General features: G+C 66.3%; 12 protein-coding genes. 8 read left to right on the top strand and 4 right to left on the bottom strand.

Features of this window, described 5'->3' with window-relative positions; all coding sequences use genetic code 11:
• The first annotated feature begins 49 nt into the window (after positions 1-49).
• Positions 50-658 carry a DedA family protein gene (locus AKJ09_RS52410; protein ID WP_169928712.1) on the top strand — a complete coding sequence of 203 codons (609 nt, stop codon included), beginning with the start codon at positions 50-52 and terminating at the stop codon, positions 656-658.
• Here AKJ09_RS52410 and AKJ09_RS52405 read toward each other — a convergent pair.
• A complete protein-coding gene (locus AKJ09_RS52405) occupies positions 655-1,251 on the bottom strand; it encodes a hypothetical protein (RefSeq protein WP_146655387.1) in 597 nt (198 codons plus the stop codon). The genes AKJ09_RS52410 and AKJ09_RS52405 overlap by 4 nt on opposite strands.
• Before the next feature lie 157 nt (positions 1,252-1,408).
• Positions 1,409-2,911 carry an MATE family efflux transporter gene (locus tag AKJ09_RS52400; RefSeq protein WP_146655386.1) on the bottom strand — a complete coding sequence of 501 codons (1,503 nt, stop codon included), beginning with the start codon at positions 2,909-2,911 and terminating at the stop codon, positions 1,409-1,411.
• A gap of 207 nt (positions 2,912-3,118) precedes the next feature.
• On the opposite strand from AKJ09_RS52400, the gene AKJ09_RS52395 reads away from it, so the two are divergent.
• The 6 genes from AKJ09_RS52395 to AKJ09_RS52370 all read left to right on the top strand — a co-directional run bounded on the left by AKJ09_RS52395 (position 3,119) and on the right by AKJ09_RS52370 (position 8,794).
• The gene (locus AKJ09_RS52395) at positions 3,119-3,880 is read left to right on the top strand and encodes a hypothetical protein (RefSeq protein WP_146655385.1); all 762 of its coding nucleotides are present in this window, start codon (positions 3,119-3,121) and stop codon (positions 3,878-3,880) included.
• A gap of 241 nt (positions 3,881-4,121) precedes the next feature.
• Entirely contained in the window at positions 4,122-4,865 is a 744-nt protein-coding gene (gene pstB / locus AKJ09_RS52390) for a phosphate ABC transporter ATP-binding protein PstB (RefSeq protein ID WP_240488921.1), read from the top strand.
• A gap of 14 nt (positions 4,866-4,879) precedes the next feature.
• Complete coding sequence (locus AKJ09_RS52385; protein ID WP_146655384.1) at positions 4,880-5,794, top strand: phosphate ABC transporter substrate-binding protein; 915 nt, start codon at positions 4,880-4,882, stop codon at positions 5,792-5,794.
• A gap of 98 nt (positions 5,795-5,892) precedes the next feature.
• Entirely contained in the window at positions 5,893-6,768 is an 876-nt protein-coding gene (gene pstC, locus AKJ09_RS52380; protein WP_169928711.1) for a phosphate ABC transporter permease subunit PstC, read from the top strand.
• The gene (pstA, locus tag AKJ09_RS52375; protein ID WP_146655382.1) at positions 6,765-7,892 is read left to right on the top strand and encodes a phosphate ABC transporter permease PstA; all 1,128 of its coding nucleotides are present in this window, start codon (positions 6,765-6,767) and stop codon (positions 7,890-7,892) included. Before pstC ends, pstA begins: the two co-directional genes overlap by 4 nt.
• Positions 7,893-8,014: 122 nt before the next feature.
• Positions 8,015-8,794: a VOC family protein gene (locus AKJ09_RS52370; RefSeq protein WP_146655381.1), complete on the top strand. Its 780-nt coding sequence runs from the start codon at positions 8,015-8,017 to the stop codon at positions 8,792-8,794.
• Positions 8,795-9,086: 292 nt separating this feature from the next.
• Here AKJ09_RS52370 and AKJ09_RS52365 read toward each other — a convergent pair whose 3' ends face one another.
• On the bottom strand, positions 9,087-10,610 hold the full coding sequence (locus AKJ09_RS52365; RefSeq protein WP_146655380.1) for a RagB/SusD family nutrient uptake outer membrane protein: 1,524 nt from the start codon (positions 10,608-10,610) through the stop codon (positions 9,087-9,089).
• A 378-nt stretch (positions 10,611-10,988) separates the two neighbouring features.
• On the opposite strand from AKJ09_RS52365, the gene AKJ09_RS52360 reads away from it, so the two are divergent.
• The gene (locus tag AKJ09_RS52360; RefSeq protein ID WP_146655379.1) at positions 10,989-11,615 is read left to right on the top strand and encodes a hypothetical protein; all 627 of its coding nucleotides are present in this window, start codon (positions 10,989-10,991) and stop codon (positions 11,613-11,615) included.
• Between the two features lie 33 nt (positions 11,616-11,648).
• Here the strand turns inward: AKJ09_RS52360 and AKJ09_RS52355 are convergent, their stop codons facing one another.
• A complete protein-coding gene (locus AKJ09_RS52355; RefSeq protein ID WP_146655378.1) occupies positions 11,649-13,592 on the bottom strand; it encodes a hypothetical protein in 1,944 nt (647 codons plus the stop codon).
• Positions 13,593-13,721: the final 129 nt, after the last annotated feature.

Below are 13,721 nucleotides of genomic sequence, written 5' to 3'. Positions count from 1 at the left end.
TTTCGCCGTGTCTTCGCCCCGCCGGATGTGTTTCCTTTGGACTCCGAGAATGGTGCTCGAGTCGCTCATCCTGCGGTATGGCTACTTCGCTGTCGGGGTCGGCACGTTCTTCGAGGGTGAGACGATCCTCATCGCGGCCGGTGCGCTGGCACATCGTGGGCTCTTGTCGCTGCCGTTCGTCGTTCTCGCAGCCTTCATCGGTGGGACGGCGGGCGACCAGATGTGGTTCCACGTCGGCGAGCGCTTCGGACGTCGTTACATCGAGAGGCGGCCGGCGCTCCGCGATCGTGCCGATCGCGTGGAACGCTGGTTCGCTCGCTACGGCGACGCGTTCGTGATCGGCTTCCGTTTCGTCTATGGCATCCGGGTGGTGACGCCCGTGCTTCTCGGGGCGAGTCACTTTTCGACGCGTCGGTTCGCGTTTCTCAACATGATCGGCGCGGGGATCTGGGCGGCCACGTTCGGCATTCTCGGTTGGGCGCTCGGAGCGAGCTTCTCCGCGATCTTGGCGCGGGCGGGGCGCATCGAAGAGCTCGTGGTGGCCGCCGTCGGCCTCGGCGCGGCGCTTTGGGTAGCGCAGCGCGTCCTCAGGAAGCGTCCGCCCCCGGACGGGCACGCGCCTTCCGGGGGAAATCCGCCCGATTCACCGAGCGATTAGAGGCACTCGCCGAAGCTCTGGTAGTTGGTCAGGGTCTGTTCGCACTGGGGCTCGCTCACGGTCTCGACCCATTCCTGGCAGTCGGCGGCCGTCGTGTCGTAGCCGTCGTTGTGGAACTTCGTGCAGCACGCTGCGAGCGACGAGCACTTGGGATGCTCGCTCTGGAAGACCTGGCCGATCGTTCCGCCGCCTGCCTTGCACTGCTTCAGGGCATCGACGCACTGCTGCGGCTCACCCGCCATGGCGAGGCCCACGCACGCGAGCTGGGTACCGAAGTCAGCGAGCCCGTCGCAGCAGGTTTCCAGATCGACGCAATCCTTGTCCGACGGCGGGGCGCCCGCGTCTGGCTTGCCGACGTCGACGCTCGCGTCGCCCGGCTTCGGCGAGCCGCTCGGACCCTTCGTGCTGTCGGAGTCGTCGCTCGACGAGCCCGACTTCGACTTGCCGTTCGGGCTGCCGTCCTTCGCGTCGTCCTGACACTGGGAGTCGTCCTGACAGATCGGCGTGCTCTTCGCGTCCGACGAGGAGCAGGCAATCGAGGCGAGGCCTCCCAGGACGAACGCAACGACCGACAGCGAGAGATAAGCCTTCATCGACGGGCCATCTCAGCAACCGTCGTTCCAGCCTACATTGTGGGCAGTGAGAGTGCTAAGCGCTTGAAATTACTGAGTTGCACAACGTGGCCAGGGTGGATCGTGAGCAAATCCCCTGGCGGCGGCGTTGCTCACCCGGTTGGCGCTGCGGAAAAACTCAGAGCTTGATGGACTTCCAGCTTCCGCCCCGGAACTTGGTCGACATGACGATGGCCGCACCGATCGCGTAAGCGACGGCGGCCGACCACATCCCGGTGAGCCCGAAGCGGTTTCCGAGCACCCAGGCGAGCGGCACGAGGACCAGGAAGACGAGGCAGAACTGAGCGGCGGCGACGAACTTCGTGTTTCCCGCGCCGAAGAGAGCCTCGCTCAAGATCATCGCCACGGCGATGACCGGCGTGATGATACCCATCATGCGCATGGGCACGAGCGCCGCCTGACGGACGGCCTCCGAGTGCGAGATGAGGTTCACGATCTGCGGGGTGAAGAGAACACCCTCGAAGAGACCGACCACACCGAAGAGCACCACGCCGAGCCGCACGCTGGCCCATCCGAAGCGCGACGCGTCGTCGGGGCGCTTGGCCGCGAGCGACTGCGCGACGAGGGTAGCCGTGGCCGTGCCGAACGCGAGGCACGCCGTGAACGTGAGCTTGAGGATGGCGACGATGTCCATGCTGGCGGCGCCGTTGACCGCTTCACGCCCGGCCGCCGGCACGCCCGCCGCAAGGGCCTCCGCGGCGTCGAGACGACCGGCCACCTTCGTGAAGAGACCGAAGCCGACCATCATCACGATGGTGGCGAGCGCCGCGGGAATCGAGAGCTTGAGGATGTCCCACGTGAGCGGGCGCGAGATGTTCGACCAGCGCACCGGGTTGAAGCGCGTGCGCTCCCGCGTGGCGTAGGCGATCATGATCCCGAGGCCGATCCACGTGGAGACGAACGCGGCAAAGCCGGCGCCGGGCGCTCCCATGCGGGGCGCACCGAAGTTGCCGAAGATGAACATCCAGCAGAAGAGGACGTTGAAGACGTTCATCACCACGGCCGAGACGAGGTGCACCCACGTCTTGCCGATGCCGTCGAAGAACGCCTTGAACGCCATCGTCATCGCCATCGAGACGACGCCGAGCAAACGCCATTTCGAATACGAGTAGGCGATGGAATGAGCTTCCGGCACGGGAAGCATCAAGCCGAGCAGGCCCTTGATGGTGAACGCGCCGAGGATCGCGAATGCGATGCCGGCGACGAGGCAGAACCACGCCGCGTTGGCCAGCACCGCGCCGGCTTCCTCGTACTTGCGCTCGGCATAGCGCCGAGCCGTGTAGGCCTGCGTGCCGACGCTGATGGCGGACAGCGAACCGCCGAACAGCCAGACGATCAGCAGGGAAGGGAGGAGGGCGGCCTGAGCGTTCGAGTCTTCCGGATGCGGAAGGCGCGTGAAGAAGAAGACGTCGATCTCGTTGACGACGCTCTGCGAGAGCATCGCGATGACGGTGGGCAACGCCAGCCGCAGGATCGTGCGGTACGGCGGGCCGGAAATGAGCGCCAGGTCGACTTCGCCCGCGTGAGCATGCCCGGGCGTGTGTTCGTGTTCGGGCCCTTCGCTCGACTGCGCAGGCGTCGAACTCGAGCTTCCCTCGTGCGTCTGGAGGACGGTCGCCATGTAAAAAAAGCACTGCTTGCGTAGGCGAGCCACCACCCGATGGCAAGGGCGGCCGGCCGTCAGGGGCTCAAAGGGCTAGGAAATCGGGCGGGCTTGGGCTTTTATCCCCGAAATTCCGGAGGTGTGATGAAGTCAACGTCGTTCGGAGCCAGGCATTCCAAGGGAGCAGCGATTGTTACGCTGGCGGCTTTTGCCGCATTTGCGGGCATGGCGAGCTCGGGATGCGTGATGCAGCGCGACCACGACGCGCTCGTCGCCAAGACGAACCAGCTCCAGCAAGAAATCGAGAAGGAGCGCAACGAGCTCGCCCAAGCCCGCGCCGACCTGGATGCGACCCGGCAGCGGCTCGACAACGCCCTGCGCGCAAACGCGGACTCGAGCACCGACGTGATGTCGTCGAAGGCGCGGCTCAACGATCTGGCCGGTCGCTTCGACGAGGTCCAGCACGGTCTCGAGGAGCTCAAGCGTGACGTCGGCGCGTCGCGCACCGAACTCTATGCCCGCATCGACGAGCTGAAGCGTGCGAGCCAACCTGCCCCAGCCGCTCCGCCCGTCACCATCCCGCAGGACAAGGCGACCCACTTCTCGCAGCTCAAGGAGGCGTACGGGAGGCGCGACTTCGTCACCGTGCGCGCGCTTGGCCCCGAGTACGTCAACCGTTACCCGAACGACGAGAAGGCCGACGAAGCACTCTTCATGCTCGGCGATTCGGACCTCGCCGACGGACGGCCGAGCTCTTCGCTCGGACACATGAATCGCTTCCTCAAGCTCTTCCCTCGCTCGAAGTTCCTCGATCGCGTGCTCTTCGACATGGGCGAGGCCTACTTGGCCCTCCACGACTGCGGCAACGCCAAGACGGCGTTCGATGCCGTCGACAAGCGCTTCTCCAAGGAGAAGATCGGCGCCGACGCACGCGCGAAGCTCGCCACCATCGCGAAGAATCCGCCTGGGCTTTGCGCTCCGCAGTGAGATCCGCACGTAACGGCTGAGCGCAGCGAGCACCCGCGCTCGCTGCGCATAGGCTCCGTTTGCCGCCAACCGGATCGCATGTAGGGCCTTGCAGGTGGCCCGAAACGTGCGCTTCTTCGGCGCACGCATGCGTGTGTCCTCGGGAGACGTTACCGAATCGTCACGGAGCGTTCACGGACGAGCCGCGCCCGTCGTCGAAGGTGCCGGCGTGCAAAGCGCCGCAGCGCAACGATCCATCAAGATGAAAGCGGTCGGGCTCACTGTCCGCTACCACGACAAGGAAGCGGTTCGTGACGTGTCGCTCGACGCGCACGCCAACGAAGTCCTCGCGCTCATCGGGCCGAGCGGTTGCGGCAAGAGCACGTTCTTGCGCTCGCTCAACCGAATGAACGACACCGTCGACGGCGTCCGCATCACGGGACGCGTCGAGCTCGACGGCGAAGAAGTTTACGCCAGCGACGTCGACCCGGTGCTCGTGCGACGTCGCGTCGGCATGGTGTTCCAGAAGTCGAACCCGTTCCCGAAGTCGATCTTCGAGAACGTCGCGTACGGCCTGCGCATCGCCGGCGTCACGAAGAAGTCGATTCTCACCGAGAAGGTCGAGAAGGCCCTGCAGCAGGCGGCGCTCTGGGACGAGGTGAAGGATCGCCTCGACGACTCGGGCCTCGCACTCTCGGGCGGGCAGCAGCAGCGCCTCTGCATCGCGCGCGCACTCGCCGTCGACCCCGAAGTGCTCCTGATGGACGAGCCCGCGAGCGCGCTCGACCCGATCGCGACGGCGAAGATCGAGGATCTCGTCCACGAGCTCCGCAAGGTGCTCACGATCGTCATCGTCACGCACAACATGCAGCAGGCCGCGCGTATCTCGCAGCGGACTGCGTTCTTCTATATGGGCCGGCTCGTCGAAGCCGGTGAGACGTCGGACCTCTTCACGCGGCCGAAAGAAGAGCAGACCGAAGACTACATCACGGGCCGTTTCGGCTGATTCCGGAGCCATTCATGATGACGATTTCCAACGTCTCGAAGACCGTTGCGGCGTTTGCTTTGTTCGCGACGGTGGCGTGTGACAAGTCCCCTCCGCCCTCGCCGACGACGACTCCTGGGTCGGTCGGACAGGCCGCCACCGCGCCGGCGGCGGACCGCACCGTTCGCGCGAGCGGTTCGAGCGCTCTCCAGCCGCTCGTGAACGCGGCGAAGGAGAAGTTCGAAGCGAAGAACAAGGGCGTCAGCGTCGAAGTTTCGGCAGGTGGTTCGAAGAAGGGCCTCGCGGACGTCGCGTCCGGCGCCGTGCACATCGGCAACAGCGACATCTTCGCGCCCGACGATCTCAAGAGCCAGCTCGTCGACCACAAGGTGGCGGTCGTCGGCTTCGCCGCGATGGCGAACAAGGGCACCTACAACGACAAGGTGAAGAGCCTCTCGCAGGACGATCTTGCCAAGGTGTTCTCGGGCAAGATCACCAACTGGAAGGACCTCGGCGGTGAGTCGACGCCCATCGTCGTCATCAACCGCGCCGCCGGTTCGGGGACACGCACGGTGTTCGGACGCACCGTCCTCGGCGGTGACCACTTCGTCGAGTCGCAGACCGAAGACAACTCGGGCGCGCTCGTTGCGAAGTTGAAGCAGACCAAGGGCGCCATCAGCTACCTCGCGCTGTCGTTCAAGGACGATGGCCTCGTCACCTTCGGGCTCAAGGGCGACGCCGGCGTCGTCGAGCCGTCGCCGGAGACGATCGCGACGGGCGCGTATCCCATCTGGGCGTACGAGCACATGTACACGAAGGGCGAGCCGACGGGCACGACCAAGGTGTTCCTCGACTACATCGTCTCGCCCGAGTTCCAGAATGAAGTGCTTCCCACGGTGAAGGGCTTCATCCCGGTGACGGCGATGAAGGTCACGCGCGAGCACGACTGACCATGGCCATGGCCCCTCGCGCCTTCCCGGCGGAAACCGAAGTTACGACGGAGCGCCGCTCGTTCGCGCGGCGCGAGTCGCGTCCCGTAGAAGTCGCCGTGCGCTTCTTCTTCGCGGCGTGTGCCGTGCTCGTGGTCGTGGCGACGGCGCTGATGATCGCGTTTCTCGCGCGGGCGGGGCTCGCGGGGATTGGCGAGGTCGGGCTCGGCTCGCTGCTGACCGGCCGTACGTGGAAGCCGGAGGCCGATGTGTTCGGCGGCCTGCCGCTCATCGTGGGCACGGTGGTGAGCGCCGTGGGCGCGCTCGTGGTCGGTGCGCTGCCGGCCGTCCTCTCGGCCGTGTGGGTGCACGAGCTCTCGCACAAGAACTCGCGTCGCATCTACCGGCGCATCATGGAGCTCGCCGCCGCGGTGCCCAGCGTCGTGTACGGCTGGCTCGCGCTCACGTACCTCGTGCCTCACGCGCTTTCGCTCGCGCACCTCATCTACGGTGAGGAAGCGCACGTCGGAGGCGAGGGGCTCGCATCGGCGGCCATGCTGCTCGGCGTGATGATCGCGCCGACGGTGCACCTCCTCTCGCTCGACGCTCTCTCCAAGATTCCGGACGATCTCCGTCTCGCGAGCGCGGCGCTCGGCGCCTCTCCGCTCCAGACCTCGTTCCGCGTGGCGGTGCCTAGCGCCTGGCGCGGGATCATCGTCGCCGTCTTCTTCGGCTTCGCCCGCGCGGCGGGTGAAACGATGGCCGTGCAGATGGTCATCGGCGGTGCACGCAAGCTGCCGGAGAACTTGTTCCAGCCGACCACCACCATCTCCGCGCAAGTGGTGATGGACATGCAGAATGCGCGGCCGGGAACGACCGCGAGCAACGTTCTCTTCTCGATGTCGCTCGTGCTGCTGCTGGTGTCGGTCGGCGTCGTGCTCCTGACACGCGTGCTGACGCGCACGAACGGCTCGAAGCGCAAGAGGACGGCATGAGCGCCGGCACGTTGTCGAAGTCGCGTCGCGCGGGGCGTGGCCTCGAGCAGCTCGTCGTTCGCGGGCTCGCCTTGATGGCCGGTCTCCTCGGCGGCGGATACGTCCTCGGGCTGCTCTTCCTCGTCCTCCGCGGCGGGGGACGCCTCGCTGGTTTCACCGCGTATCCGACGCCGCTCTCCGACATCGACGGCGAATCGACGATGCGCATCGCGCTCGGGTTCGTCCTCTTCGGCGGGGCGGCTTGGGTGGTCGACCGCTCGATCGTGACCGTTCTCGATCGATTGAAGGCCGGCTCGCGCGCACTTCGTCGAGGGATCTCCATCGGCCTGTTCGCGCTGACCGTGGTGCTCGCCGTGGCGCTGCGTGACCATCTCCCGCGCTTCCTCATCTCACTGCCGAGCGAGACGACGGCGGGTGGCGGTATCGGCCCGCAGATCTTCAACACGCTCTACTTCGCCGTCCTCAGTACGGCGTTCACCTTGCCGGTGGGCGTGGGCGCAGCTGTGTATCTTGCACGCTTCGCGCCTTCGCGCCGACTCGTGACGACGGTTCGCGTTGCGCTCGATACGCTCGCGTCGCTCCCGAGCATCGTCTACGGCCTCTTCGGGTTCCTCGTGTTCGTCGTGCAGATGCGCGCGGGCTACTCGCTGCTTGCCGGCGCATTCGTGCTGGCCGTCCTCAACCTGCCGCTCGTCGTCGGAATCACCGAAGACAGCCTTCGCGCCGTTCCGCGCGAGGTGGAGGAGGCGAGCCTGGCGCTCGGGGCGACGCAGGTTCAGACCATCGTTCGCGTGTCGCTGCCTTACGCTTGGCCCGGTATCCTCAGCGCGCTCGTCCTGAGTGTCGGCCGCGTCTTCGCCGAGAGCGCGCCGCTCATCATGACGGCCGGCACGACCATCTCTCGCGCGAATGCATACTCGCTCGACCCGATGCGCGGCGGCGAGACGCTCGCGGTGCACCTCTGGTACGTCAACTCCGCGGGCCTCAGCCCCGACAAGGCCGACGTCAGCGCGGGCACAGCCGCCGTGCTCGTCCTCCTCATCGCGCTGACGAACATGCTCGCCGCGCGCCTCGCCAAACTCGGCGGCTCCGAAGGCCCCCGCGTCCGCCGCGCCACGAAGTAGCGTCGGTCTATGGCGCTTGCGTGGCGACGTTGCGCGCGCGGCTCCGCACCGAATCGCGTCCAGCGGCACTGCGGAGCAACGGCCTATTGAGGGGGGAGGGCAAGCAGGCGAGCATGCCCCGCATGGCGAACCCCCAGGGCACACCGATCTGGTACGAACTCCTCACGAGTGACGCGAAGGCCGCGAGCGCTTTCTACGAGCGCGTGGTTGGCTGGACGATCCCCGCTCCCGCGCCCACGGACCCGATGGCATACTGGCACATCGAGACTGCGAACGGGATGGTCGGCGGCATGATGACCCTCTCGAACGACATGACCTCGCAAGGCGCTCGGCCGACGTGGCTCTCGTACATCGCCGTGGACGACGTGGACGCGACCGTGAAGAAGGCGATCGAGGCGGGAGGCAAACTCCTCATGCCCGCCATGAACCTCGACAAGGTCGGTCGATTCGCGCTCATCGCCGATCCGCAAGGCATCCCCATCTACGTCATGCGCGGCGCGAGCGAGGAGACGAGCCACGCGTTCGAGCGCACGGGCATGGGCAAGTGCAACTGGAACGAGCTCTCCACGCCGGACCAGGCCGTGGGCAACGCGTTCTACACGAAGGTTTTCGGCTGGACGTACCCGGACAAGATGAGCATGGGCCCGATGGGGGACTACATGTTCATCGACGCAGCGGGGCAGGGCATCGGAGCGACGATGCCGAAGCAGCCGGACGGGCACCCAGGGTGGACGTTCTACTTCCGCGTGCCCAACATCGATGAGGCGGTGACGAAGATCGCCGCGGCGGGCGGGAAGGTCATCGTGAACCCTATGGAGGTTCCCGGTGGCGACCGCGTCCTCGTCGCGGTCGACCCGCAGGGCGTTCATTTCGGCCTTGTCGCGCAGGGCAAGCCAGCCTGAGCAAGCCAGCCTGAGCAAGCCTGCCTGAGCGTCGTTCCGAGATGACAGAAGCCCCGGCGCCGCAAGGCTCACCGGGGCTTTCTCTTGTCACGTCGGCCGTTCATCCATCGGGCGACTTCAGCTCGATGGCTCCACTCCCGCCCATCGCCTCGATCCACGTCGGTGACGCTCGATGAGCTGGCTTGGTCGCGCGCACGCGAGGTTGCACGCGAGCTCCGAGCGGGCGCATCGTGCGAGCTAGCATCTCTCTGCGCCTATCTGTTTCCGGAGGACGAATCGAGCCGTTCCGCGTTCAGGGCTTCGGAACCGGGAACGAAGACCAGACGTCGTCGTCCGGGCGGTCGACCGGAAGGGTGCCGAGCGCTCCGAAGCGGCGCACGTCGACCCAGCGATGGCCTTCGAGGAAGAGCGAATAACGACGCTGGTAGAGGATCTCGTTGAGGAGCGCGGCCGGCGTGACCGCGCCGGCGTAGGGCGACACGTTGTGCACGGAACGAATGCGGTTGATGGCGACGATGGCGTCGGGGAACTGACCGAGCTGCGCCCTCGCCTCGGCATAGAGCAGGACGAGCTCCTCGTTTCGGATGATCGGGAACGGCGCCGTCGCGGACGTGTAACGCCACGCGTCGCGGTTGCTGGTGAGGCCGGCCTGCGAGGCGGGCGTCGACCGCAGCACCGTGGAAAGAAGGCGGTCGTCTCCCGTGGCGACGTCCGTCGCGAACGAAGGGTGCGCGACCCGCACGTCGCCCTCGCCGTTCGGCGCGGTGAACAGGCTGTTGCGAGCGTCTCCCGGGACGTTCGTGAACGGCATGTACACGCCGAGCCGGAGGTCGGCGTTGAGACTGAGGAAACTCTCGCCGAGCGTCGTGAGGAGCAGCGGCCAGTTCTTCTGGTATGCGGCGACGCGTGCGGCGAGCGCGCGGTTGAACTTCAGGAACGTCGACGGCGTGTCGAAGCCCTCGAAGCCGCTCGAGAGGGAGAAGTCGAACGTCGCGCCGGGGAGGTTCGCCTTCGCGTCGTCGAGCAGCGCCATGACGTGCGCGAGGACTTCGTCTTTCGTCCGCGCGGGCTGCGCGTCGTTCTCGACGTCCACGCGTAGCCCCTGCTCATCGGAGAGCGTCAAATCGAGGAGGAGCTGGTAGGCGAGGACGGTCTCGGCAACGGCGGCGTAACCCTTCTTGTCGGTGGCGGTGACGTCCGTGGCGTTCGCGCTGCGCGTCTCGAGTCGCTTGGCGTTGCGGGCGACCCAATAGCGGGACGTCCAGGGCCGTGTGACGTAGAACGCGTCGCTCGCGAGTACGCTCGTTCCACCGCCGAGCAGATCGGTCGTGTAGCGCGGCTCCTTCGACGAGAAGCGATACATCTCACGGCCCACGATGCCTACCGCGTCGACGTAGACGTCCATGTCGCAACGCATGCCGGCTTCGACGGTCGCGAGGAGGTTACGTATCTCGCCGCGCTCGGCCGAGAGCTGCGGGTAGCCGCGCTTCACGGGTCCACAGATCCCGTCCGCACAATTGGTCGTTTCGCAATCGGCGTCCGCGAGGCAGCGCTGGCACTGCCCACAAGGAGCGCAGCCGCCGCCGCAATCGACGTCGGTCTCGGCGGCGTCCATCACGCCGTCGCTGCACTTGGCGCGATCGACCGGAGCACTCGAGTCGCTCCCGCCGTCGATCGGATCATGGCGCTCGATCGGCGCGCCGCTGTCTGGGTTCGTCGCCAGCGCCGCGCCGTCGTCGCTCGAGCACGCGAGTGTAGGGGAGAGGGCGAGGATGAAGGCCGAACACACGAGCAAGCGCGCCGAACGAACGAACATGGTCACCCATTCTACGCGCGCCGCGCCCGAAGCGGTGTCGTGCACGTTGGTGACATCGGCGCGGTCGTGGAGATGCGTCTCGTGATGCTTCCTGCATCGCGCATGCCGCGTCAGTGCAGGCGAGAGCCGAGCCGAGCGCGCGAGCCCTCGGCACAGAGAACTCTTCGAGGCCGTCCGTTCCCGTCGGTGCGAGATGTGGCCTCTTGGTCATGCCCTTCGTTGCTGCGGCCTCGCGTGTGAGAGCGTTGCGAACTCTTAATGCTCCGTCCGTTGTTCGGCGGTGCGTCGAATGCCATATTTCCCGTCATGCGCGCGTGCGGGGGCTTCGGGGTTGCTCTCGTTGCAAGCCTGGTTGGATGTGCGGGCCAACCGCCTCCGATGTCACGCGTCGTTGCGCCCGTGCCAAAGCATGCGGAAGGCTCGGCCAAGCTCGTCTTTCTGTGGCCGCCCGATAGCTGCGAAGGGGGCGGCTATCAGGTCATCACGACGCGCGGCGGCAAGTTCGTCGGCAACATCGCGCGAGGCACACGCCTCGAGACGGACCTTGCGCCTGGGAGCTACGACTTCATCACGTGGAACAGCGAAAAGGAGCGCTTCGGGCAAGCTCCTTCGGTCGAACGCACCGGCGTGCTCCACGCCGACGTCCGCCCCCAGCAGACCTACTTCGTGCGACTCGCGTTCGGCGAGTGGGCCGTCTCCGGGCCGAGAGAGCAGTGGTCGAGGACATGGACGGGACGCGGCCCGCTTCGCCGGTGTGTCGAATCCGATGCTGCGCTCGTTCGCCTCTCCCCGCAGTCGAACCTGTGGCCGCATTTGCAGGAATGGCTCGATGAGCTCACGCCAATCGCCGCCGATACGGAATCAGGACAACGCTGGCTGGAACAGCAGCCGTGGCTCGTTGCGACCCATCGCGACCTCGCTGACGCTCGTGCGCTTCGTCTGACGCGCGAAGCCCGGAGGCTCGCTTCGATCGAACCGACCGACGGCGTCGCGCTGGTCCCCTGACCGCGTCCAACGGGGAGGCGAGACCACGCTCAATCAGCCGACGACGCGGTGGCGAGCGACGGAGCCGTCGAGGTACAGCACGGCGAACTCGTCGCGCAGGGTGCTGATGGCGACGGGCTCGAATGGCCGTGTGATGGGGTCACCGATCGGCGCGAGCGTCGCTGCGTCGACGACCTGGAGGACCGTCCGATACATGCCGATCCCGACGACGATGAAGCCCTCGCCGATGGCGAAGATCTTCGACCGGCAGTCGTCGGCGCTCACGTTCTCGGGCGGCGCGGCGTATTCCGGGCCGACCGTCACGTCGTCCTTCGACAACGCCATGAGCTGAGGCTTCGTCAGGTCATTTTCGTCGCTGACGAAGGCCCAGGCGATGCCGTCACGCACGGGCGCGACATCGGATTCGAACTTCGCATTTCGGACTTCACGCTTCGCGCCAGTCTCGAGGTCGACCACGTTCACGACGACGCCCGTCTCACCGGGCTTTTCCGCGACGAGCACACCGTTCGTGAGGTACGGGGTCAGGAGCCCCTTGAACGTGTATAGCGGGCTGTGTTTGCCGGCCCGATAAACATGGAGCTTGTCGTAGTCATCGCTCATGGCGGCGACCGTCTTCGTCGAGGCATCGACGGCGCCGGCGACGCGCTGCTGACTGAGCTCGAGGATCACCTGCCCGTCGAGATCGCGTACGCGACACCTGTTCCCCTTCGTCTCGACGATTCCGCCTTCGATGAGCGTGGCAGACTCGAACTCTTTTGCTTGTTGCGTTCGGGGATCGAGGATCGAAACCGTTTCGTCCCAGGTTTCCAAGACGATGCGGCCGCCTCGGCTCATCTTCGCCGCTTTGCTCTTGCACCGATGAATCGTCTGGCGGGCCTCGCTCGAGATGTCGATGCGTTCCACGTACGCGCTGTGGACGACGAACACCGATTCGCCGTCGCCCGCGTGGAGGATGCGGCCTCCTCGATCGTAGGCGCTCTCGCTGAAGTCCTGCTCGTCCAGGATCCACGCGCCGCCATCCGACGGGTTCGCATCATCCCGCACCGCGCTGGGGAACGGCCACAGGATGATCTTTCCGTCACCCGTCGAGAGGGCATTCAAATCGAGGCTGCCGGAGCGCGGATAGGTGTCGGCCGCACCGGAGGCCTCCTCGTCGGGCACGGTGGCCAAGGGGGCCTCGAGGGAAATACCCTGCTCCTCGAGGAAGGTCTCGAGGGCCGGCGACTTCTTCTTCGCGGCCGCCCTGACGAGCGCGAGGAGCCCTTTGGCCGCGGCGTCGAGCTTTTCGCGCGCCTCTGCGTACTGCTTGCGGTCTTCGAAGAGCGACCAGAACACTTCGGGGAGATCGTCCGAATCAGGCTCCGCGGCGCGCCGGAGCGCATCGACGATGGCTTCGTCGTTCTCCGTGTCGGCGGCGCCAACGTCGCTGCACTCGTCTTGGACCGCCACCAGTCCTTCGTGCGCCTCGGCCAGCTTCGCGGCGACCTCGCTGTCGGCCTTCGACTTCTTCTTTCGCTTCGTTCCCCCGTCGCCCGTCGTGCGCTCCATCGAGCCATCGAGGCCGAGAAGGTGGCTCGATTGGTCGGCGAGCCTCGCCCTGATTCCCCCCTCGACGAACGCGACATGGTCGACGAGATCCCGGAAGGGCTTGCTCTTGGCGACGACGCGCAGCTCTCTCTCGGAGACTTCGCCGATCACGACGTGCGTGACGACGGAGGCGGCGAAGCGGTTACCGTTGGTGGCGATGGCACTGATGAGGCGCGTGTCACCGAAGTTGTGCACCGGTTGGGGCGCGGCCAGCCGATGAAGCTCGTTTCCCTCGCGGTCGACGAGGACGAGATCGCCACCGCCGGTTCCGACGAGGACGAGCCCGTCATTGCTGACGCCGACCGCAGCGACGTCTTCTGCAACGAGCTGACGAAGGGAGGATGGCGCGAACGCGGGAGGGATGACGTCGAGCGCTTCGAGGGTCTTCATCGGCCTTGCGTGAGTGACGCCGCCTTTCGGCGGAAGTCGCACGACAAGGTGCAAGGAACGATGAAATTCGGCTCGCCGTCGATCTCGGCGGCACGATTCTCAGCGGCGTTCGAGCCGTCGAGACGCGGC

The organism is Labilithrix luteola (genome assembly GCF_001263205.1).
In the GTDB taxonomy this organism is placed as follows: Bacteria; Myxococcota_A; Polyangia; order Polyangiales; family Polyangiaceae; genus Labilithrix; species Labilithrix luteola.
This window is presented reverse-complemented; position numbering and strand designations above follow the sequence as displayed.